Annotated in this window: 18 protein-coding genes and 1 pseudogene; 10 read left to right on the forward strand and 9 right to left on the reverse strand. The window is 71.7% G+C overall.

The features are described from left to right. The first annotated feature begins 60 nt into the window (after positions 1-60). Positions 61-1,131: a Ku protein gene (locus tag OG562_RS29105; RefSeq protein WP_266402994.1), complete on the forward strand. Its 1,071-nt coding sequence runs from the start codon at positions 61-63 to the stop codon at positions 1,129-1,131. Positions 1,132-1,188: 57 nt separating this feature from the next. Here the strand turns inward: OG562_RS29105 and OG562_RS29110 are convergent, their stop codons facing one another. After that, on the reverse strand, positions 1,189-1,458 hold the full coding sequence (locus OG562_RS29110) for a hypothetical protein (RefSeq protein WP_266402996.1): 270 nt from the start codon (positions 1,456-1,458) through the stop codon (positions 1,189-1,191). A gap of 429 nt (positions 1,459-1,887) precedes the next feature. Between OG562_RS29110 and OG562_RS29115 the strand changes: the two genes are divergently transcribed. From OG562_RS29115 to OG562_RS29140, 6 genes are all read left to right on the forward strand, one after another. Continuing rightward, positions 1,888-3,039, forward strand: coding sequence for a sugar MFS transporter (locus OG562_RS29115; protein WP_266409601.1), 1,152 nt, complete (start codon positions 1,888-1,890; stop codon positions 3,037-3,039). A 320-nt stretch (positions 3,040-3,359) separates the two neighbouring features. Beyond that, positions 3,360-5,129 carry a beta-galactosidase family protein gene (locus OG562_RS29120; RefSeq protein WP_266402997.1) on the forward strand — a complete coding sequence of 590 codons (1,770 nt, stop codon included), beginning with the start codon at positions 3,360-3,362 and terminating at the stop codon, positions 5,127-5,129. Further along, entirely contained in the window at positions 5,129-7,525 is a 2,397-nt protein-coding gene (locus OG562_RS29125; RefSeq protein ID WP_266402998.1) for a beta-galactosidase, read from the forward strand. Before OG562_RS29120 ends, OG562_RS29125 begins: the two co-directional genes overlap by 1 nt. 326 nt (positions 7,526-7,851) lie before the next feature. Next, on the forward strand, positions 7,852-8,925 hold the full coding sequence (locus OG562_RS29130; protein ID WP_266402999.1) for a LacI family DNA-binding transcriptional regulator: 1,074 nt from the start codon (positions 7,852-7,854) through the stop codon (positions 8,923-8,925). Between the two features lie 279 nt (positions 8,926-9,204). After that, entirely contained in the window at positions 9,205-10,431 is a 1,227-nt protein-coding gene (locus tag OG562_RS29135) for an aldehyde dehydrogenase family protein (RefSeq protein WP_266403000.1), read from the forward strand. Then, on the forward strand, positions 10,424-12,130 hold the full coding sequence (locus OG562_RS29140) for a thiamine pyrophosphate-binding protein (RefSeq protein WP_266403002.1): 1,707 nt from the start codon (positions 10,424-10,426) through the stop codon (positions 12,128-12,130). The genes OG562_RS29135 and OG562_RS29140 overlap by 8 nt, the downstream gene beginning before the upstream one ends. 30 nt (positions 12,131-12,160) lie before the next feature. On the opposite strand, the gene OG562_RS29145 is transcribed toward OG562_RS29140, so the two are convergent. The 5 genes and pseudogenes from OG562_RS29145 to OG562_RS29165 all read right to left on the reverse strand — a co-directional run. Continuing rightward, positions 12,161-12,580 (reverse strand): molybdopterin-binding protein, encoded by a 420-nt coding sequence (locus OG562_RS29145; protein WP_266403003.1) that lies wholly within the window; start codon positions 12,578-12,580, stop codon positions 12,161-12,163. A 150-nt stretch (positions 12,581-12,730) separates the two neighbouring features. Beyond that, positions 12,731-13,873 (reverse strand): ABC transporter ATP-binding protein, encoded by a 1,143-nt coding sequence (locus tag OG562_RS29150; protein ID WP_266403006.1) that lies wholly within the window; start codon positions 13,871-13,873, stop codon positions 12,731-12,733. 50 nt (positions 13,874-13,923) lie between these two features. After that, positions 13,924-14,784, reverse strand: coding sequence for a molybdate ABC transporter permease subunit (gene modB / locus OG562_RS29155; RefSeq protein ID WP_266403008.1), 861 nt, complete (start codon positions 14,782-14,784; stop codon positions 13,924-13,926). Then, a complete protein-coding gene (modA, locus tag OG562_RS29160) occupies positions 14,781-15,629 on the reverse strand; it encodes a molybdate ABC transporter substrate-binding protein (RefSeq protein ID WP_266403009.1) in 849 nt (282 codons plus the stop codon). Before modA ends, modB begins: the two co-directional genes overlap by 4 nt. 79 nt (positions 15,630-15,708) lie before the next feature. Next, positions 15,709-16,092 (reverse strand): annotated as a pseudogene (locus tag OG562_RS29165) (molybdopterin-binding protein); the annotation flags it as partial. 137 nt (positions 16,093-16,229) lie between these two features. Between OG562_RS29165 and OG562_RS29170 the strand changes: the two are divergent. Both OG562_RS29170 and OG562_RS29175 read left to right on the forward strand, forming a co-directional pair. Then, a complete protein-coding gene (locus OG562_RS29170) occupies positions 16,230-16,736 on the forward strand; it encodes a molybdopterin-dependent oxidoreductase (protein ID WP_266403010.1) in 507 nt (168 codons plus the stop codon). Positions 16,737-16,858: 122 nt separating this feature from the next. Further along, the gene (locus OG562_RS29175) at positions 16,859-17,551 is read left to right on the forward strand and encodes a M24 family metallopeptidase (RefSeq protein WP_266403013.1); all 693 of its coding nucleotides are present in this window, start codon (positions 16,859-16,861) and stop codon (positions 17,549-17,551) included. Between the two features lie 164 nt (positions 17,552-17,715). On the opposite strand, the gene OG562_RS29180 is transcribed toward OG562_RS29175, so the two are convergent. Beyond that, a complete protein-coding gene (locus OG562_RS29180) occupies positions 17,716-18,555 on the reverse strand; it encodes an alpha/beta fold hydrolase (protein WP_266403015.1) in 840 nt (279 codons plus the stop codon). Between the two features lie 68 nt (positions 18,556-18,623). On the opposite strand from OG562_RS29180, the gene OG562_RS29185 reads away from it, so the two are divergent. Continuing rightward, complete coding sequence (locus OG562_RS29185) at positions 18,624-19,295, forward strand: TetR/AcrR family transcriptional regulator (RefSeq protein ID WP_266403017.1); 672 nt, start codon at positions 18,624-18,626, stop codon at positions 19,293-19,295. Positions 19,296-19,379: 84 nt separating this feature from the next. On the opposite strand, the gene OG562_RS29190 is transcribed toward OG562_RS29185, so the two are convergent. Together OG562_RS29190 and OG562_RS29195 are read right to left on the reverse strand one after the other, a co-directional pair. Beyond that, positions 19,380-19,781 (reverse strand): molybdopterin-binding protein, encoded by a 402-nt coding sequence (locus OG562_RS29190; RefSeq protein ID WP_266403019.1) that lies wholly within the window; start codon positions 19,779-19,781, stop codon positions 19,380-19,382. Between the two features lie 117 nt (positions 19,782-19,898). Beyond that, positions 19,899-20,591 (reverse strand): hypothetical protein, encoded by a 693-nt coding sequence (locus tag OG562_RS29195; RefSeq protein ID WP_266403021.1) that lies wholly within the window; start codon positions 20,589-20,591, stop codon positions 19,899-19,901. Positions 20,592-20,652: the final 61 nt, after the last annotated feature.

Raw genomic sequence — 20,652 nt, forward strand, 5'->3', positions numbered from 1 at the left:
ACGATGAGAATCACACAAAAACCGCATATCAACCCATACCGGCCAATCTGCTCCAGGAGGATGCTGCCCGTGCGATCCATATGGAACGGCGCGATCTCGTTCGGCCTGGTCAGCATCCCGATCAAGCTGGTGAACGCCACCGAGAGCCACTCGATCTCCTTCCGTCAGATCCACACGGAGGACGGCGGCCGCATCCGCTACCGCAAGGTCTGCGAGCTGGAGGACCGGGAGGTGAGCTCGGCCGAGATCGGCAAGGGGTACGAGGACGCGGACGGCTCGATCGTCCCGATCACCGACGAGGACCTGGCCCAGCTGCCGATCCCGACCGCGAGGACGATCGAGATCGTGGCCTTCGTCCCGGCCGACCGGATCGACCCGCTCCAGATGGACGCCGCGTACTACCTCCAGGCGGGCGGCGTCCCGGCGGCGAAGCCGTACACGTTGCTGCGCGAGGCCCTGAAGCGCAGCAACAAGGTGGCCATAGCCAAGTACGCCCTGCGCGGCCGCGAGCGGCTCGGCATGCTCCGCGTGGTCGGCGACGCGATCGCCATGCACGGCCTGCTCTGGCCGGACGAGGTCCGCGCCCCCGAGGGCGTGGCCCCCGACGCCGACGTCACCGTCCGCGACAAGGAACTCGACCTCGCGGACGCCCTGATGGACACCCTCGGCGAGGTCGACCTGGCGGACCTGCACGACGAGTACCGCGAGGCCGTCGACGAGATGGTCGCCGCGAAGGCCGCCGGCGAGACACCCCCCGAGGCCCCCGCCCCGCCGTCCGGAGGCAAGGTCCTGGACCTGATGGCGGCACTGGAGAAGAGCGTACGAGCGGCGCAGCAGTCCCGAGGCGAGGAACCGCAGCCCGCCCAGGAGGCAGCGGTCAGCCCCCTGCCCCGCCGCAGCCCCTCCCGTCCGGCCCCCAAGGAAACCGGCGGCAAGAAGTCGACGGCGTCCGGCACGGCGAAGAAGTCGACCTCGAAGACGACGAAGACGACCCAGAGCCCAAGAAAAACAACGGCATCAAAGAGCAAGGCAGGGGCGACGGGCACGGCAGCCACGAAGAGCACAACCAAGAAGGCAACCGCAAAGAAATCAACGGCAAAGAAGACAACGCCCCGCAAACACACGGCCTGACGGCGAATCCGACGCTCCAGGATGAATTCCTGCCCCCAGTCGACCCTGCGGAAAGAATCAATCGCCGGGGATATCCGGTTTCGCCGCGACCAGCATGTTCCTCGGGATGACGACGAGTCGCTCGTCCGTCCCGACCGAGACGCCCGCCGGTAGTCTTCGGCCGAGTGACTCCGTGAGATCCCGTCCGATGACGGCGATGTCTCCGTTGTCGAGTTCCCAGATGTCGGGGCAGTCAGGGCTGTCGGTGGTGATTCCGAGTTCCTGTGGCGATTTCCCCAAACGCTGTTTGAACCTTGTGCTGGGATCAGCTTCCCAGGGCCTGCTCATGTCCGTCGCCCCCTCGTTTGGATCAAGGTTTCGGCAATTTAACACTCGATGAATCGGCTTGGCCACGCCAAAACCGGACGTGCCGAAGAGGGTGCTGACGCCCCGGAGTCGGCCGACTCGTTTCGCTCGTCCGCCCCGGCGCGTGAGGCCTTGTCGCCGCAGCGGCTGATCCGGACGAGGCCGGTCTCCCGCATAGGCCGCTCGCCCCGCTCGCCGCCGACGTCGACGCCCGCGCAAAACATCTTGACGCGCCGAATGTTACCGGTAACATCGATGCCCGTCTGAGCATCACACCGCACCCCACGACGTAGTGGGCCGTTCGTTTCTGGAGTCCGCGTGACCGACCAGCCCACGGCACAGTGCGCTCCGGAGGCGTCGAGGGCGCCGGACTTCCGGGAAGCGGCCGTCCCCGTCTTCACCACGTCCGCGGTGGCCGCCTCCTGCGTCGGCTTCGTTCTGATCGGCGCGCTGCAAGCTCTCTACGGCCCCGCGATCCCGGGCCTGCGCCAGGAGTTCGGCCTCTCGCCCTCCGCGGCCGGTCTCGGTCTCAGTGCTCACTTCGTAGGCGGGGTCGCCGGAGTCCTCCTCTTCGACCGCCTCTACGGCCGCATCGGCAACCGACGGATCCTGGGCATGTCGTACGTCCTCATGGCCGTCGGCGCGGCAGGCTTCGCGCTGGCCCCCGACTGGCCGCTCGTCCTCGCCGCGGCGCTGCTCGCCGGACTGGGCTTCGGCGGCATCGACTACGGCCTCAACCAACTCTTCGCGGTCGGCTTCGGCCACCGCTCCACAGCGATGCTCAACATCCTCAACGCCCACTTCGGCATCGGCGCGATCCTCGGCCCCGCCCTCATAGGCGCGGTGGGCGCCGACCGCTACCCGACGATCTTCCTGGCCTTCGCCCTGGCCAACCTCCCCCTGCTCCTGTGCCTGAAGGGCGTACGCGACCAGGCGCCCCCACCGCCGACGGCGGCCGAGGAGGTCTCCACCGCCGCACTGCGCCGCAGCCTCGCCTCCATCCTCACGGTCTTCGTGGCCCTCTACGTCCTGCACGTGGGCATAGAGGCGGGCGTAGGAGGCTGGGAGCCGACCCACCTGGAGACAGTCGGCTACGGCGCCGGCATCGCGGCCACCGCCACCTCCGTGTACTGGCTGATGATGACCGTGGGCCGCTTCCTGGTCGCCCCGATAGCCCTGCGCTTCTCCGCCCAGACGATCATCACGGTCTCCTGCGCGGGAATGACGGCCTGCCTCCTGCTGGCCGCCGTACCCACCCTCGCCCCCTACGCCTACGCGGGCGTGGGCCTCTTCATCGCGCCGATCTTCCCGACCGGCCTGCCCTGGCTCAACCGGGCCGCGCCCCGAGCCCGCCGCGCAGGCGCGCTGGTCATCGCCGCGTCGATGGCGGGCGGAGTGGCGGCCGGCCCGGCCCTGGGCAAGGTCATCGAATGGTCCGACGTCCAGGCCGTACCCCTGCTCCTGGCCGCGGTCTCCGCCACCTGCCTGGCAGCGACGAGATGGCTGACCAGGGCGACGAGCAGCCGGCCCCACGAAAGAAAAGGGCCCACAGCGGCCCCGTAGAAAACGTAGGTGATGCACCCCCACGCGCCCGTAGCCGCCCCGCACGGGAGCGGGTCGTGGCGGTACGGCGCAGCCCGTCGCTCAGCCCGTCACAGCCGAGTTCCACGGTGGCAGCAGACAGCAGTACGCCCAACACGCGACGGGCTCGCCGTACCGCCACGACCCCGACCCACCCACCGGCAGCAGCGCACGGTGGATCACGCACCACCCCACCGAACCCCACCCCACCGAACCCCACCCCGCTGAACCCACCGCACCGAACCCCACAGCCCCCACGCCGCCGAACCCCACCGCACGCCCGCCCCGAAGAAGGGACCCGCATGCCCGCCCTGACCACCACCTCCGACGGCTTCCTGCTGCACGGTGAACCGTTCCGGATCCTCTCCGGCGCCCTGCACTACTTCCGCGTCCACCCCGACCAGTGGACCGACCGCCTGCGCAAGGCCCGCCTCATGGGCCTGAACACGGTGGAGACGTACATCCCCTGGAACCTGCACCAGCCCGAGCCCGGCACCCTGGTCCTCGACGGCCTCCTCGACCTGCCCCGCTTCCTGCGCCTGGCCGCCGCCGAGGGCCTGCACGTCATCCTCCGCCCGGGCCCGTTCATCTGCGCGGAGTGGGACGGCGGCGGGCTGCCGCACTGGCTCACCGCCGACCACGACATCCGCCTGCGCACCAGCGACCCCCGCTTCACGGACGTGGTCGACCGCTACCTCGACCTCCTCCTGCCCCCGCTCCTGCCCCACCTGGCGGCGGCGGGCGGCCCGGTCATCGCCGTACAGGTGGAGAACGAGTACGGGGCGTACGGCGACGACATCGCCTACCTCAAGCACCTGGAGAACTCCCTGCGCTCCCGAGGCATCGAGGAGCTCCTCTTCACCTGCGACCAGGCCGACGGCGACCACCTCGCCAAGGGCAGCCTGCCCGGCGTCCTGGCCACCGGCACCTTCGGCAGCCGCGTCGACAGCTCCCTCCAGCGCCTTCGCGAGCACCAGCCCCAAGGCCCCCTGATGTGCGCGGAGTTCTGGATCGGCTGGTTCGACCACTGGGGCGGCCCGCACCACGGCAGGGACGCCGCCGACGCGGCCGCCGACCTCGACCGACTGCTCGCCGCAGGCGCCTCCGTCAACATCTACATGTTCCACGGCGGCACCAACTTCGGCTACACCAGCGGCGCCAACCACCACCACGCCTACGTCCCGACGGTCACCTCCTACGACTACGACGCCCCGCTCACCGAGAGCGGCGACCCGGGCCCGAAGTACCACGCCTTCCGCGAGGTCATCGCCCGCCACGCCCAGGTCCCCGACGAGCCGATCCCGACGCCCGCACCCAAACTCCCCCCGACCATGGTGGAGTTGACGACCCGAGCCCCCCTCCTCGCCGCCCTCCCCCTGGCCGACCACCGCCCCGTCCACGCCCCGACGGACCCCCTCTCGGCAGACGACCTGAACCAGCGCGCCGGATACGTCCTGTACCGAACGACGGTCCCCACCCAGGGCGCAGGCCTCCTGCACTTCGCCGGGGGAGTGGGCGACCGAGCCCAGGTCTTCCTGGACGGCGCCCCCGCAGGCGTCCTCGAACGCGAGCGCTACGACGAGACGCTCCCCGTCCACGTCCCCCGCCCCGGCGCGGTCCTGGACGTACTGGTGGAGAACCAGGGCCGGGTCAACTACGGCCCCCGCATCGGCGTGCCCAAGGGCCTCCTGGGCCCGGTGACCCTCAACGGCGCGCCTCTCCAGGGCTGGGACTGCCACCCCCTCCCTCTGGACGAGGTTCCCCCCGCGGCAGCCTTCACCCCGGCCGAGACCTCCACCTGCGCCGAACCGGCCTTCCACCAAGGCACGTTCGAGGTGCGGAAGCCCGCCGACGCCTTCCTGGCCCTCCCCGGCTGGGCCAAGGGCCAGGCCTGGATCAACGGCTTCCATCTGGGCCGCTACTGGAACCGAGGCCCCCAGCGCACCCTCTACGTCCCGGCCCCGATCCTGCGGCCCGGCGCGAACGACCTGGTGGTCCTCGAACTCCACGGCACGACGACCGCGCAGGCCCACCTCACCGAGACCCCCGACCTCGGCCCGAAGGGTTCCTGATGCACCACCACGCAGACGTTCCGGCCTCGCCGCAGCCCCCGCTGCGAGGCCACCTCCCGTTGGCCGACGCCCCCGCAGCCACCGACCCGATAGAGGTGACGAGCCGCTGGCTCACCAGAGGCGGCCGCCCCTGGTTCCCGGTGTCGGGCGAGTTCCACTACTCCCGCTACCCGGCCCGGAGTTGGGAGGAGGAGCTGCTCAAGATGAAGGCGGGCGGAATCACCGCAGTAGCCTCCTACGTCATCTGGATCCACCACGAGGAGACAGAGGGAGGCGTCCGCTTCGACGGCGCCCGGGACCTACGCCGCTTCGCGCTCCTCTGCGCCCGCCACGGCCTGGACTTCATCCCCCGTATCGGCCCCTGGTCCCACGCGGAGGTCCGCAACGGGGGTCTGCCCGACTGGGTGTCGGCCCGCACCGCGGCCACCCGCACGGACGACCCGGCGTACCTGGCCGCCGTACACCCCTGGTTCCAGGCGATCGCCGCCCAACTCCACGGCCTGGACCGGGCGAACGGCGGCCCGATCGTCGCGATCCAGATCGAGAACGAGCTCTACGACCAGCCCGGCCACCTCCTCACCCTGAAGCGCATGGCACAGGAGGCCGGCCTCAGCGCACCGCTGTGGACGTCGACGGCGTGGGGCGGAGTCCAACTCCCGGGCGACGAACTGCTCCCGCTCTACGGCGGCTACCCGGAGACGTTCTGGACGGAGGCCGACGGAGGCTGGCCGGACACCTGCCGCAAGCACTTCTTCTTCACCCACCAGCGCGACGACGAGGGCATCGGCGCGGATCTGCGCCCCACGACGGTACGCGGCACGGACCCGGAGGCCTACGCGGACCGATTCCCCTGGGCCACCTGCGAGTTGGGCGGCGGAATGGCCGTGTCCTACCACCGCCGCCCGCGCGTCGAGGCCGCCGACGTGGGCGCGCTCGGCCTCACCAAGATCGGCTGCGGCTCGGTCTGGCAGGGCTACTACATGTTCCACGGCGGCACGAACCCGACCGGCGAGCTCACCACCCTCCAGGAGTCCCACGCCACCGCCTACCCCAACGACCTCCCGGTCCTGACGTACGACTTCCAGGCCCCGCTCGGCGAGTACGGCCAGTACCGCCCGTCGTACGACGAACTCCGCCTCCAGCACCTCATGTTGGCGGACTTCGGCTCGACGATCGCGCCCATGGAGTCGACGCTCCCCGACAAGCGGCCGCAGGGTCAGCACGACCGGGACACCCTGCGCTGGGCGGTCCGCGGCGCCGACGACGGCGCGGGCTTCCTCTTCGTCACCAACCACCAGCCGCACGAGCCGCTGCCCGACCACCCGGAGACGACCTTCACGGTCGCCTTCCCGCAGGCTCCGCCCCTCACCCTGCCCAGCACCCCGGTCACCGTCCCCGCGGGCGCGTACTTCTGCTGGCCCCTGCGCCTGGACGTGGCCGGCCTGCGCCTCGACTGGGCCACCGCCCAGCCGGTGTGCACGGTCGCGGACGACGGCCGTACGCTCCTGGTCCTGGCGGCGACCGACGGCATGGCACCCGAACTCGCCCTGGACGCACGGACGGTGAGGTCTTACACCACCCCGCCAGGGGCGACCGTCACCGACGTCACCGACAGCGCCGACGGGGCCGACCGCATCCTGATCACCGGCCTGCGCCCCGGCACGGACGCCCTGGTCGAGCTGGAGACGACGGGAGGCGGCCGGATCGACGTCCTGGTCCTGGACGCGGCGTCGGCCCGCACCGCCTACCGGGGCGAGGCGTGGGGCGCGCAGCGGCTCGTCCTGTGCGCCGACGGCGTGGTCTTCGACGCGGCGGCGGACGAGGTACGCGTCCACACCCGCACCGCCGACCCGACGACGTCCCTCTCCGTCCTGCCCGCCCCGCACCGTCCGCCGAAGGTCCCCGGTGCGACGGTGAAGGAGAGCGGGGACGGCGCTCTGATCCGCTACACGCTCGTTCCCGACACGGAGGCCCCGGCCCCGCCCGCCCCCGCGCTCACCCCGCTCCGCCCGGCGGGCCGGCCGCCCGCCCCCGCGACGGGAGTGCTGGGCCGGGCGAGCGCCCCGGCGGACGAGCACTACGACACCGCCGCGGCCGTCTACCGCGTCGACGTCCCGCACCCCGCCCCGGAGGGCACTCTGCTGCGCCTGCACTGGACCGGCGACGCGGCGCGCGCGTACGTGGGGGAGGAACTGGTGGCGGACCAGTTCTTCGCGGGCCGCCCGTGGGACATCGCCCTGGACCGGCTGCCGGCCGGCGACCCCCTGGAGGTGAAGGTGCTGCCGCTCGCCGCCGAGGCGAAGGTGTACATCCCGGGGGAGACCGTCCACGGCGTGGCGGAGATACGCGAAGCCGAGTGGTCGACGCCCCGGAGATGGACGTTCCGCAGGTCCTGACCCAGGCCTGTCCTGACCCAGGCCTGTCCTGGCTTCAGCCTGCCCCTGCCCTGACCTCGGCCTGCCCTGGCCTCTCCCTGCCCCTGCCCTGGCCTCTTCCTGCTTTTGCCCCGGCCTCTTCCTGCCCCTGCCCTGTCTCCCTCCCGGCCCGACCACGGCTCGGTCCCGGCCCGCCCCCGGCCATCCCGCCCCGCCCGGCCTATCCTGTGGGTCCGCCGGGCGGGCAGGCCCGCCGGGACCGACCCAGGTCGGCGGACCGAGACCAGGTCGGCCACCAGGCCACCAGGCCGGCGGACCGCCCTCAGGCCGAAGGAAGAGCACCCACCATGACCCCAAGCGCCGCCGCTGACGAGGACGGCCCGGCGACCAAGGGCCGCAGTCGCCGCAACTTCGCGGGCGCGCGCCCCGTGATGGACGACGTGGCGAAGCTGGCCGGCGTCTCCAAGCAGACGGTGTCCCGGGTGCTCAACGACAACCCGGCCGTGCGCGCCGAGACCCGGGAGGCGGTCCAGGCGGCGATGCGCACCCTCGGCTACCGCCCCAGCCGCAGCGCACGCTCGCTGGCGAGCGGCCGTACCCGCATGCTCGGCGTGATCTCGTTCGACGCGGCGCGCTACGGCCCCGCCTCGACCCTCACCGCGATCAACACGGCGGCTCAGGAGGCCGGATACCTGGTGAGCTCGATCGCCCTGGACACCGCCGACCGGGACACCGTCGTCCAGGCGGCGGACCGGCTGTCGGCGGAGGGCGCGGACGGGATGATCGCGATCGCCCCACAGCTGCGGGTGGCCCGGGCGCTGGCCGAGGCCCATCTGGACATCCCGCTCGTCGTCATGGACAACGACCTCGGCGACGGCACCCCCGTCGTCACCTCGGACGCCCGCACCGGCGCCCGCAAGGCGACGCGGCACCTGCTGGCCCTCGGTCACGCCACGGTCCGGCATGTGGCGGGCCCGACCGGCTGGACCTCGGCGGACCGCCGGGCGGACAGCTGGCGGGACACCCTGCGGGCGGCCGGCGCGGAGGTGCACCCGCCCCTGGTCGGCGACTGGAGCGCCGACTCCGGCTACGACCTCGGCGGCGAGCTGGCGAAGGACCCCGCGGTGACCGCCGTGTTCGTGTCCAACGACCAGATGGCCCTGGGCGTCCTGCGCGCCCTGCACGAGGCGGGCCGCCGGGTCCCCCAGGACGTCAGCGTGGTCGGCTACGACGACATCCCCGAGGCCGCCCACTTCCTCCCCCCGCTCACCACCGTCCGGACGGACTTCACGGACATCGGCACCCGCTCCCTGCACGTCCTCCTGGACCAGATCGACGCCGCCGGACCGCCCCCGCCGCCGCTCACGCTCGCCCCCGTCGAACTGCGCGTCCGCCACAGCACCCACCGCTTCACCGGCTGACCCGGGGCAAGGCCTCCAACGACCGGCGCGCGGGCGTGGATCCGGCGACGGTCGGGTACATCACGCCCACGGCACGCCCACCGCACGCCCCCTTGAGCACGCCCCTCTTGCACACGCCACCTGCTCGAACTCCCACCGAGCCCAGGAGGAACCGTGTCCGAACCACAGCGAGCGACGACGTCACCCTGCGGCCGGCTCATGGACAGGGACGAGACCGAAACCGAAGCCGCGGCCGCAGCCGAAACCAAAGCCGCAGCCGAAGTGGACGGCAGAGCCGAAGTGGACAGCAGAGCCGAAGCGGATGGCAGGGCCGACGACGAGACCGGCCCGACGGCCGTCCTCCTCCGCAACCGCACCGCCCTGCTGGCCGCCCTGGAGACCGTGACCACGGCGTCGGCCGCGGCCGACGAGTTCGACAGCGCGCTCGCCGCACTGCGCGGAGCCCGCGCCGAACTCGACGGCCACCGCCCGAGGAACATCGCCGAACTGGGCGTCTTCCTCCCCTCCAACAACATCCTTTACTCGTACGCCCTCTTCGCCCTCATACCGAGCCTGTACGCCTCGCACATCGTCGTACGACCGTCCCGACGCGTGGGGGAGGAGTCACGGCGGATCCACCACGTCATCACGTCCGACCCCGCCTTCCCGGCCCGGACGGCGATAGAGCTCACCGACATGACACAACGTCAATTCATCGCCCGGTGCGCCGAGTCGGAGGCCGTGGTCTTCAACGGCCGCCCGGAGAACGCCCGCGAGGTGGGCGGACGCCTGCCGGACCGCACCCTCTTCCTCTCCTTCGGCTCCGGTCCGAACCCGATCGTCGTGGGCCGGGACGCCGTACTCCCCGTCGCGGCCCAGGACATCGTCCGCACCCGGATGCACAACTCGGGCCAGGACTGCCTCTGCCCCGACGTCGTCTTCGCGCACGACGAGATCGCCGACGACCTCCTGACGGCCCTGCGCGAGGCCGTCCGCGCCGTGCCCGTCGGCCCCCTGTCCGACCCGGCCACCACCGTGGGCCCGCTCTGCTACCCGGACGCGGTGGAGCAGACGGCGGAGTTCCTCGCAGCGCACCGGGACCGGATACGGGAGGGCGGCCGAGCGGACCGCGGTACGGGCCTGATCCGCCCCACGCTGCTGGACCTGGCCTGGGACGACTCCTTCTTACCCCCCGAGTTCTTCGCCCCCGTCGTCTGCGTGATGCGCTACCCGACCGGCGCGGACGTCGTCCGCTGGCTGAACAGCCCGACGGAACGCCGCCGAGGCATGTACGTCTCCGTCTACGGCGAGCCCGCGCTGCACGCCCCCCGCGTCGGCGCCAGCGTGACCCTCGACGCCCGCACCGCCCTGGACGCGGAGAACGGCAACGAGCCCCTGGGCGGCTACGGCCCGGACGCGAGCCACGTACGCCACCACGGCGCCCTCACGGCCAGACCACTCCTCCTCTCGGCGGAACTCGCGCAAGCCCACGACAGAGGACCGGAAAGGGCGACGAGCCATGAATGACAAGGACCACCCCCGAAGCGGCGGCTGCTGGCAGGCCGTGGCGGACACCCTCGCCGCCTCCGGCGTACGCCGCGTCTTCGGTCTCCCCTCCGACGAACCGGGTCTGCTGGACGCGGCGACCGCCGTACCGGGCCTGGACGTCACCGTCGTGGGCGATCAGCGCGTCGCGGCCTGTGCCGCGGCGGGCTGGGCGCTGGCCGCCCGAGAACCGGTCGCCCTCGCCCTCAACTCCGGCCCGAGCTTCGCCAACGCCCTGCCCGGGCTCCTGGAGGCGGCCTCGCTCTCCGTCCCGCTGACGGTGATCACCACCCGGGTGCCCGAGGAGAACATCGGCCGCGGAGCCTTCCAGTACGTCGACCAGCTCCGCATGATCGAGCCCCTGGCCGGCTGGACGCATCGGGTCGAACACCCGGGCCAGCTCGTCTGGGCCGTACACCAGGCCGTCCGCAGGGCGGTCGACGGCCGCCCCGACCTGACGGTGATCGAGATAGCGGAGGAGCTGACGACACAGGAACACCAGGTGGACGCGGCCGCCACGCCTCCCGTACGACGGGTGCGCCGCCTGCGCTCGCTGCCCCCGCCGTCGGAACTGGACCGAGCGGCCGAGACGTTGCGCACGGCCGACCGCCCCCTGATCGTGGCCGGCGGAGGCACCCGCTGGTCGCAGGAGCTGGACCTGGAGGAGCAGGACCTGGAGGAACTCGCCGACGTACTGGGGGCGCCGGTCTTCACCACGGCGGCCGGCCGGGGCGCCGTCGACGAAGGTCACCCCAGGTCCTTCGGCCTGGTGGGCCTGTACACCACACCCCCCGCCGCCGACCTCCTGAACGGCGCGGACACGATCCTCGTCCTCGGCTCCAAACTGGAGGAGACGGCCAGGATGGGCTGGGACGCCTGGCGCACGGCACACGTCATCCAGGTCGACGCCTCGCCCCAGGCCTTCGGCGAAGGCTGCCCGGTGGCCCAACCCCTGCTGGGCGACACGGCGTTGGTGACAGCGGAACTGATTACTCGCCTCAAGGCCGAAGGACCGAGGAAGAAGCGCGCCCCCGCCACCTGGTCCACTCTCCAGCGCCAGGTCGCGAAGGCCCAGCAGGCCCACGTGGAAGCCGACTTCGCGACCTCGCCGGTACGAGCGGCACTGAGTGGCGTACGCAGGATCCTGGGCCCGAAGACCCTCCTGGTCCAGGAGAACGGCCTGCACGACATCTGGAGCTACCACTACCCCGTCGTGACGGTCGCCCGAGGCGCCCGCCCGGTCTGCCCCGGCGAACAGACGATGATGGGCTTCGGCCTGGGCGCGTCCGTCGGCGCCGCCCTGACCCGCCCCGCCGCACCCGTCGTCCTCCTGACCGGCGACAGCGCCCTGAGACTGAGCGTGGGAGCCCTGGACGCCCTCCGTCACCACTCCCTCGGCGTGATCATCGTCGTCTTCGACAACCAGGGCTTCGGCTGGCCCCGCCGACTGCGCACCCACTCGGACGCCCCCCACGTCAGCACCGCCTGGGCCCCCGACGCACCCCCCGACCGCCTGGCCGCCGCCTTCGGCGGCTGGGGCACGACAGCAGCCGACCAGGACTCCCTCACCCAAGCCCTCCACATCGCCCAACACCGCTCCCGCCAGGGCGACTTCTCCATCATCCGCGTACCGGTCCCCGACGACGACGTACCGATAGGCATCGAGGCCGCCGGCTACTGACCCCGACAGCCGCTGACCCCGCCGCCCGCCTCACCCCGCCGCGAGCGACACCTCGGTCGACTTCATCAGGGCTACGACGGGAGTGCCGGCCGTCAGGCCGAGTTCGGTGGCCGCGTCCTTGGTGATCGCGGCGGTGAGTTCGCCGCCGTCGACCGTGATCTTGACGGAGGCCATCGCGCCGCCGGTGGCGACGTCGGTGACGGTGCCGGGCAGCTGGTTGCGGATGGAGAGGCCCTCGACGGGGCCGGTTGCCAGGGCGACCTCGGTGGACTTGACGAGGGCGCGGACGGCGGAGCCCTCGGTGAGGCCGAGGTCCTTGACGGCCTCGGCCGTGATCGCCGCGGTGAGGTCCTGGCCTCCGTCGAGGCGGACCTTGACCGTGGCCATCACCTGACCGGTGGTGATGGCGGTGACCGTGCCGGGGATCTGGTTGCGGATGCTCAGGCTCATGTACTTCACCGTAGTCCGGCGCGGCCCGCGTCGGCGTCGTCGCCGTCGCATCTGCGAGGCGTGGCGCGGGCGACGCCTCGCAGGCGTCCTCAGACGTCCTCAGGCGTGCTGAGACGTGCTGAGACGTGCTTGAGAGGTGCCGAGACGTCCTCAGACGGGGTAGGCGTGGGTCTGGGTCGCCTTGACCGTCGCCCAGACCGCCGCGCCCGGGTGCAGGTCCAGTTCGGCGGCGGCGACCGTCGTGAGGTCGGCGGCGAGGGGGAGCTCGCCGGTGAGGTCGGCGCGGATCTGGTCGCCGTGGGTCTCCAGGCCGGCGATCTCGCAGCGCCAGAGGTTGCGGGCGCTGACGCCGGTGGGGCGGTCGCGGTAGAGGGTGACCGCGCTCGGCGGGAACGCCACGAACACCGGACCGGACAGGACCTCGGAGGTGGTGATCAGCACCTCGGGGGAGGTGACCGCGGGGTCGCCGTCCAGCCGGACCGTGTGGCCGTCGGCCCGGCCCCGGTAGAGGTTCAGGCCGACCAGCTGCGCGATGTACTCCGTGCGCGGGTGGCGGGCGATGTCGGAGGGGCCGCCCTCCTGGACGACCCGGCCGTGCTCCACGACGACCAGCCGGTCGGCCAGCACCATCGCGTCGAGCGGGTCGTGGGTGACGAGTACGGCGACCGCCTCGAACTCGGCCAGATGGCGGCGGAGCCGGGTGCGGATCTCCAGGCGGGTGCGGGCGTCCAGCGCCGCCAGGGGCTCGTCGAGGAGGAGCAGCCGGGGGCGGGTCGCCAGAGCGCGGGCCAGGGCCACGCGCTGGGCCTGGCCGCCGGAGAGGCGGCGGGGCTTGGCGCCGGCGTGCTCGGCGAGGCCCATACGGTCCAGCCACTCGGCCGCCTGGGCGCGGGCCTCCGCCTTGCCGACGCCCTGGCAGCGCGGACCGAACGCCACGTTGTCCAGGGCGCTCAGGTGCGGGAAGAGCAGATAGTCCTGGAAGACCACGCCGACCGGGCGGGACTCCGTCGGCGTACGCTCCAACGCCGTACCGTCCAGCCGCAGCCGGCCGCCGGTCAGCGGCACGAGACCGGCGAGGGCGCGCAGGGCGGTGGTCTTGCCGGCGCCGTTGGGGCCCAGCAGCGCGACGACGTCGCCGGGCGCGGCGCTCAACGCCACGTCGAGCCGGAAGGAGCCGCGGTCGACGACGAGGTGCGCGTCGAGCCCGAGCTCGAGTCCGGGACCGGGCCCGGTCCCGGTCCCGGCGTCGGTCACGTCTTGGATCACGTCGTCGGCCATGTCTTCGGGGCGCATGCCCTCGTGCGTGTTCCCGTACGTGTTCCCGTGCGTGTTCCCGGACCCGCTCATGAGGCCGTCATCCAACGGTCGCGCAGGCCCGCCAGCACCGCGATGGACACGGCGAGCAGGACCAGGCTGAGGGCGATCGCGGACTCCGGGTCGCTCTGGAGGGCGAGGTACACGGCCAGCGGCATGGTCTGGGTGCGGCCGGGGAAGTTGCCCGCGAAGGTGATCGTGGCGCCGAACTCGCCCAGCGCCCGCGCCCAGGCCAGCACGGCGCCCGCCGCGATGCCCGGCGCGATCAGCGGCAGCGTGACCCGGCGGAAGGCGGTGAAGCGGGAGGCGCCGAGCGTGGCGGCCGCCTCCTCGTAGCGGGGGTCGGCGGCCCGCAGGGTGCCCTCGACGCTGATGACCAGGAACGGCATCGCGACGAACGCCTCGGCGACCACCACCCCGGCGGTGGTGAAGGGCAGCGTGATCCCGAACCAGGCGTCCAGCCACTGGCCGACGATGCCGTTGCGGCCCAGCGCCATCAGCAGCGCCACACCGCCCACCACCGGCGGCAGGACGAGCGGCAGGGTGACGAGGGCCCGTACGAGGCCGCGTCCGGGGAACTCGACCCGGGCCAGCAGCCAGGCCAGCGGGACGCCGAGCACCAGGCTCACCGCGGTCGCCGCCGTGGCGCACACCAGGGACAGCCGGAGCGCCTGCCAGACCTCGGCGCTCGTCAGCTGTCCGGGCAGGCTGTGCCACGGCGTGCGCACGAGCAGGGAGATCAGCGGCACCACCAGGAACGCCAGGCCGATCAGCGCGGGCGCCAGCAGGGGCAGCGGCACGCCCCGGCGGCCGCCCGCCCGGACGCGCCGACGCCGCGGCCCACCCTGGAGGGTGTCGGCCGCGGCGGCGGACCTGTCGGTCGAGGTCACGGCTGGAGGAACCCGGCCTCGGCCAGCACCTTCTGGCCCTCGGCGGACCGCACCAGCGCGATGAACGCCTTGGCGGCGTCGGCGTTGGGCGCGTCCTTGAGGAGGGTGATGGGGTAGTCGTTGACGGCGTCGGCGGACTCTGGGAACTCCACGCCCTCCACCTTGTCACCCGCGGCGCGCACATCGGTCTTGTAGACGACGGCCGCGTCGGCCTCCTTCAGCTCGACCTTGGTCAGCGCGGCCTTGACGTCCTGCTCGTACGACACCGGCGTGAGCTTCAGGCTGCTGGCGTCGAGCGCCTTCTGCGCGGCCGCGCCGCACGGCACCGTCTTGTCGCACAGGACGACCTTCAGGCCCGACTTGGTGAGGTCCTTCAGGGAGGCGATCTTGTCGGGGTTGCCCGGCAGGGTGGCGATCTCCAGTTGGTTGCGGACGAAGGTGACCGGCTCGGTGGCGTTGTCCTTCTTGTCGGTCACGATCGCCATGGTCTTGGGGCTGGCCGACGCGAACACGTCGGCCGGCGCGCCGCCGGTGATGCTCGCGGCGAGGGTGTCGCTGCCGCCGAAGCTGAAGGTCACCTTCGTGCCCGGGTGGGCTTTCTCGAACTCCTCGCCCAGGGTTGTGAAGCTCTCCTTCAGGGAGGCGGCGGCGAACACGGTCACCGTCCCGGACAGCTTGTCCGACGAGGACGCGGACGAGGACGCCGCGGCGGAGGAGTCCGACTTCGTCGACGAGGAGTCGTCGGACGACGAGCAGGCGCTCAGGGCCAGCAGCGCGGCCACGCTCATGCCGGCCGCCTGCAGCGTCCGGCGGGTCGCACGGGTCCTGCGCGCGGTACGGGTCATCACGGGTCCACTCCCTTTGGTCCTGACGGACGCGTCTACGGTCTTTCGGGTCTTTCGCTGACCGACTGGTGACCGACTGCGGTCTTTCGACGACCACGTTGGTCGACTTGATCACGGCAACCGCCGGAACGCCGGGCTCCAGCTTCAGTTCCTCAGCCGACTCGCGGCTGACCATCGCCACCACCCGGAACGGTCCGGCCTGGATCTCCACCTGCGCCGACACGTCCCCCAGCAGCACGTCGGTGACGATGCCGGGGAAGCGGTTGCGGGCCGAGGAGCCGGTGGACTCCCGCTCCGTGCGGTGCATCTCCCGGGCGTAGGCCGCGACGGCCGGCCCGGGGATGATCCGACGGCCCAGCTCGTCGCGTTCGGCGGTGAGTCTCCCGCCGTCGACCAGACGCCGCACGGTGTCCGCGCTGACGCCCAGTAAGGCGGCCGCGTCCCCGATCCGGTAGCTGTGCACACGCCGATGATACTGCCGCAGTTGCGAGGCGAAAGTCTTCTGTCGCTTCGCATGAGCTGGAGCTGTGATCCTCAAGGGTGGCATGTGCGTTTGTACGGAATGCCCGTCCGGGTACCGTCATCCGGGAGGTGGAGCCCGTGAGTCAGCCCCTCGCAGCCACCGGCACGGCAGCCGGTCGGATGGCGGAACTCGTCCTCGCCGGCGATCTGAGCCGTCCGGCCCGGCTGACCGTGTCCGACCTGCTCGCCTGGCCGCAGCACACGGCCGACGTCAGCTTCGAGTGCGCCATCAGCGGTATCCAGCGTCACCGTTTCACCGGCCCGCTGCTGCACGACGTGCTGGCGGACGCCGGCCCCGGCTTCGACCCCGTCCGGCGGAAGGACCGACTGCGCTTCCTGATCGCGGTCTCCGGCCGGGACGGCCACCACGCGCTGCTGTCCTGGGCCGAGATCGACCCCGACTTCGGCCGCGCCCCGGTCCTGCTCGCGATCAGCATCGACGACACCCCGCTCGACCGCGCCGGCCCTCAGTTGGCCCTGCCCCAGGACCGCTGCGGGGCCCGCCACATCAGCGGCATCGACGCGATCCGCGTGGACGGCGGCTACCCGTCGTGGACCTGGCACCACCGGTGCCCAGACACCTGACGGTACGGGCGACCTGGGCGACCTGGGGCGACCTGGGCGAGACGGGCGACCTGGGTGAGACGGGCGATCCGAGAGGTGAATCCATTTGCCGGGCGATGATTCGCCTGCCTACGGTCGGCCCCATGGCGGATGACGAACCCACGCGCGCGGCGCGTCTGCTGGACGCCCAGGCGAAGGCCGAGCGGCTCTTCGCGGAGATCGAGGAGCGTGGGCTGGTCGCACCGGGGGAGGGCGAGCGGGCGGTCAGCGACCGGGTCCGGGATCTGGCGAACGAGCTGTTCGGCACGACCCGGCACTGGCACAAGAGGATCGTGCGCTCGGGACCGAACACGCTCAAGCCCTACCGGGAGAACCCGCCGGACCGGCTGATCGGCGTAGACGACATCGTGTTCGCCGACTTCGGGCCGATCTTCGAGGAGTACGAGGCCGACTTCGGGCGCACCTTCGTCCTCGGCGACGACCCGGTCAAGCACCGGCTGCGCGCCGACCTGGCGGAGATCTTCGCCGCCGGCAAGAGGTTCTTCGAGAACGATCCCCAGGTCTCCGGTCAGCGGCTGTACGCCGAGGTCGAGCGGCTGGCCGAGGAGGCCGGCTGGGAGCTGGGCGGCTGGCACGCCGGGCACCTGGTGGGCGAGTTCCCGCACGAGTGGATCGAGGGTGCGGACGTCGAGTCGTACATCGCCCCCGCCAACCCCACCCCGCTGCGACGCACCGACAAGGCCGGGCTCCGCTGCCACTGGATCCTCGAGATCCATCTCGTCGACCGGGAAAGGGAGTTCGGCGGCTTCTACGAGGAACTCCTCACCCTGGGCTGAGCCTGAGCTGAGCCCTGAGCTGAGCCCAGAGCTGAGAAGCCGTATCCCAACCGAGTGCGGGCACGACAGCCGGGCGACAGCGCACCCCGCCCGGAATCACGCGGGATGCGCCGGCCCGTCATCACGGACCAGGCGTCAGCGACTGCATCGAAGCCCCGCAGGTGTTACTCGTCGAGGAACTGAAGGGCGTGCTTCAGGAACCGCTCGGGGTACTGGAACTGCGCTCCATGCCCGGCATCGGGGTAGATCAGCAGCTGAGCGTTGGGGATGTTCTGGGCGAGGTGCCAGGAGTTGATCGAGGCGATCATCACGTCGTTCTCGCCGTTGAGGACCAGCGTCGGCTGGGTGATCGCGTTCAGGTGGGCGTAGGGGTTCTCGCCCGGCAGCGGTTCCGCATAGGCGACGGCCGCTTCGAACTGCGCCTGTGCGACGGCGGGCGAGCTGGGCGTGTCCTGGTCGGCCCGCTGGTGACGTCGCTCCCAGAAGGCCCGGCCCGCTTCGACCGCGGCTTCCGAGCGGCCGAAGAAGAGGAAGAGGAAGTCCTCCAGGGTGGGGACGGGATTCAGGGCGTAGTCAGGCACCTTGGGGTCGCTCGTCGGGTCCCCGCCGCGGAGGCCGGTGCCGAGCAGGAGGAGCTTGCGCACCAGCTGGGGGTGGCGCAGTGTGACCTCCTCCACCTGGTAGCCGCCGATCGAGAAGCCGAGCAGGTCGACCTGCTCCAGCCCCAGCGCCCGGATGACCGCGGCGATGTCGTCGGCCATGTCCTCCATCCGGTTGCGCGGCGTGCCGGATGACGAGGCGATGCCGCGCCCGTTGAACAGGATGACCTCACGGCCTTCGGCCAGGCCGTCGGTGAGCAGGGGGTCCCAGTTGTCCATTCCTCCGCGGAAGTGCTGGACCAGGAAGATCGGGACGCCGGAGGGCTTGCCCCAGCGTCGGTAGGCGAACCGGTCGCCGTCGACCTCGATGTACTGAGTCGGTGCGGTCGCGTGCGCGTCACTCATGGCCTGAGCCTTTCTGGAGGGGGCGAGCAATACGATTACGGTCATAATCTAAAAAGTCAACTGCTTTGATGTCGATCGACATCTATGTATGCTTGACCGTCGAGCGTCGACCGAAGAAGGGACGGCTGGACATGCGGGTCACCAAGGCGCAGGCGGAGCGCAACCGTGCCCACATCGTCGCGACAGCCTCCAGACTGTTCCGTGAGCGCGGCTATGACGGTGTCGGCGTGGCGGAGCTGATGGCGGAGGCCGGGTTCACCCACGGCGGGTTCTACAAGCACTTCCGCTCCAAGGCCGATCTGATGGCCGAAGCGTCCGCAAGCGGGCTCTCGCAGACCGCGGCACGGACGGAGGGCCTGGACGCCGCCGAGTTCGTCGAGCGCTACGTCTCCCGGGAGCATCGCGACGGGCGCGGTGACGGCTGCACCATCGCGGCCCTCAGCGGCGACGCCGCACGTCAGCCCGAGGACATCAAGACGGAGTTCGCAGCCGGGATCGAGAGCCTGCTGACGGCCCTCCAGGCCCCAAGCGATGCAGCGGGGGATGCGGACCAGGGCGCGGCCCGCACCAAGGTGATCGACATGCTCGCCCATTCGGTCGGCGCGATCATGTTGTCCCGGGCATGCCCGGACGGCTCTCCGCTGGCGGACGAAATCCTCGATGTCTGCCGCAAGGAAATTCTCGCGTCACTGGCACACGGCGACAGCGACCAGCCGGCGGCACGGAGCCCAGAAGCCTGACCACGGCCGACCGACGCAGGAGGCCGGCCCCGTGATCGACGAGCGGACGGTGTCTGAGCCCTGAACCGAGCCTTGAGTCTTCTCTCAGACCCGGTCGATGTGCACGTTCGTCGACTTCACGCGGGCGGTGGCCTCCACCCCGACCTCCAGCCCCAACTCCTCCACGGCCTCCCGGGTCAGCAACGACACCAGCCGGTGCGGCCCCGCCTGGATCTCCACCTGGGCCGCGACGTCGCCGAGCTTCACGGCGGTGACGATGCCGGGAAAGGCGTTGCGCACGGAGGTGTACGAGGCGTCCTCCTCGGCTCCGCCTCCGCCGCTCTTGGCCAGCTCGACGGAGAAGGCGGCCAGATCCTTCCCGTCGATGAGGCGCCGACCGCCCTCATCCCGGTGAGTGGCCACCCGGCCCGCGTCCGCCCACCGCCGCGCGGTGTCCGGACTCACTCCGAGCAGACGCGCCGCCTGGCCGATCGTGTAGGACTGCATGCCCGCCAAGATAGGCGATCAACACGGTCCCACTCGCCAGCAGGGCGGGGAGAGGAGGGGAGGCGAGGGAGGCGACGGGAGGGGAGGGGAGGGGAGGGGACGGAGGGGCGGACGCTCTCAGCTCCGGCCGGTCGGGCCGGTCGGGCCGGTCGGGTCAGCCGGGTCGGCCGGGCCGGTCGGTCCGGCGGCCTGGGTCCGCTCCGCGGCGAGCCGGCGCGCGAGGTCGTCGCGCGCGCTGTCGAGCGCGCCGAGCAGCCGCGCCCGGGTCCGCTCGAAGTGCGGGTCGTCCTCGACGCCGAGATCGTGCCGCAGCGTGACCCGCAGCAGATACACACCGTCGGACAACGGACCGCCGAACCAGGCCTTCGCCCGCCGGCACGCTTCGCCGCGATCGGGACTGACGGGCAACTGCCTGACCACCGAGTAGCCCACTCCGAGCGCCCTGTTGAGACTGGAAACCACGTCCAGGACATCCTTGCGCAGCGCCATCTGCGCCTGCGAGTACTGCTCGGCCCAGGCGTCCTTGGCCGCGTCGAGGTGCGCGGGGTCGACGCTCTCACCGCGCTCAGCGGCCTCCACGGCGTCCCTGGCGGCCACCCGGTACGCGCGGGCCGCGGTGTTCAGCTGGGCGTAGAGGTCCTGCTTGGTCTGCAGCGCGTGCTCCGTGCGCTCCTGCTGCCGTTCACGCTCGGCCCGCTGATTCTGCTCGACCATCTCGACCCGCCGAGCCCGCTGCCCGAGCACCGCACCGCCCAGCGTCCCGCCCAGCGTCCCCCCGACGCTGATCAAGGCGACGGCAAGCGTGGTCACATCCACGAGAACCCCCCACTAGTCCACTTGTCCGGTCGTCCACCGACGGCGGCGGTTCGAC

It is taken from the genome of Streptomyces sp. NBC_01275, from assembly GCF_026340655.1.
Lineage (GTDB): Bacteria > Actinomycetota > Actinomycetes > Streptomycetales > Streptomycetaceae > Streptomyces.

Excerpts from the sequence above, each read along its gene's own strand:
- OG562_RS29175 (WP_266403013.1), top strand. The coding sequence starts at position 16,859 with ATGGCGGATGACGAACCCACGCGCGCGGCGCGTCTGCTGGACGCCCAG.
- OG562_RS29190 (WP_266403019.1), bottom strand. The coding sequence starts at position 19,781 with ATGCAGTCCTACACGATCGGCCAGGCGGCGCGTCTGCTCGGAGTGAGT.
- OG562_RS29110 (WP_266402996.1), bottom strand. The coding sequence starts at position 1,458 with ATGAGCAGGCCCTGGGAAGCTGATCCCAGCACAAGGTTCAAACAGCGT.
- OG562_RS29140 (WP_266403002.1), top strand. The coding sequence starts at position 10,424 with ATGAATGACAAGGACCACCCCCGAAGCGGCGGCTGCTGGCAGGCCGTG.
- OG562_RS29105 (WP_266402994.1), top strand. The coding sequence starts at position 61 with ATGCTGCCCGTGCGATCCATATGGAACGGCGCGATCTCGTTCGGCCTG.
- OG562_RS29150 (WP_266403006.1), bottom strand. The coding sequence starts at position 13,873 with ATGCGCCCCGAAGACATGGCCGACGACGTGATCCAAGACGTGACCGAC.
- OG562_RS29130 (WP_266402999.1), top strand. The coding sequence starts at position 7,852 with ATGACCCCAAGCGCCGCCGCTGACGAGGACGGCCCGGCGACCAAGGGC.
- OG562_RS29120 (WP_266402997.1), top strand. The coding sequence starts at position 3,360 with ATGCCCGCCCTGACCACCACCTCCGACGGCTTCCTGCTGCACGGTGAA.
- OG562_RS29145 (WP_266403003.1), bottom strand. The coding sequence starts at position 12,580 with ATGAGCCTGAGCATCCGCAACCAGATCCCCGGCACGGTCACCGCCATC.
- OG562_RS29185 (WP_266403017.1), top strand. The coding sequence starts at position 18,624 with ATGTCGATCGACATCTATGTATGCTTGACCGTCGAGCGTCGACCGAAG.
- OG562_RS29180 (WP_266403015.1), bottom strand. The coding sequence starts at position 18,555 with ATGAGTGACGCGCACGCGACCGCACCGACTCAGTACATCGAGGTCGAC.
- modA (WP_266403009.1), bottom strand. The coding sequence starts at position 15,629 with ATGACCCGTACCGCGCGCAGGACCCGTGCGACCCGCCGGACGCTGCAG.
- OG562_RS29125 (WP_266402998.1), top strand. The coding sequence starts at position 5,129 with ATGCACCACCACGCAGACGTTCCGGCCTCGCCGCAGCCCCCGCTGCGA.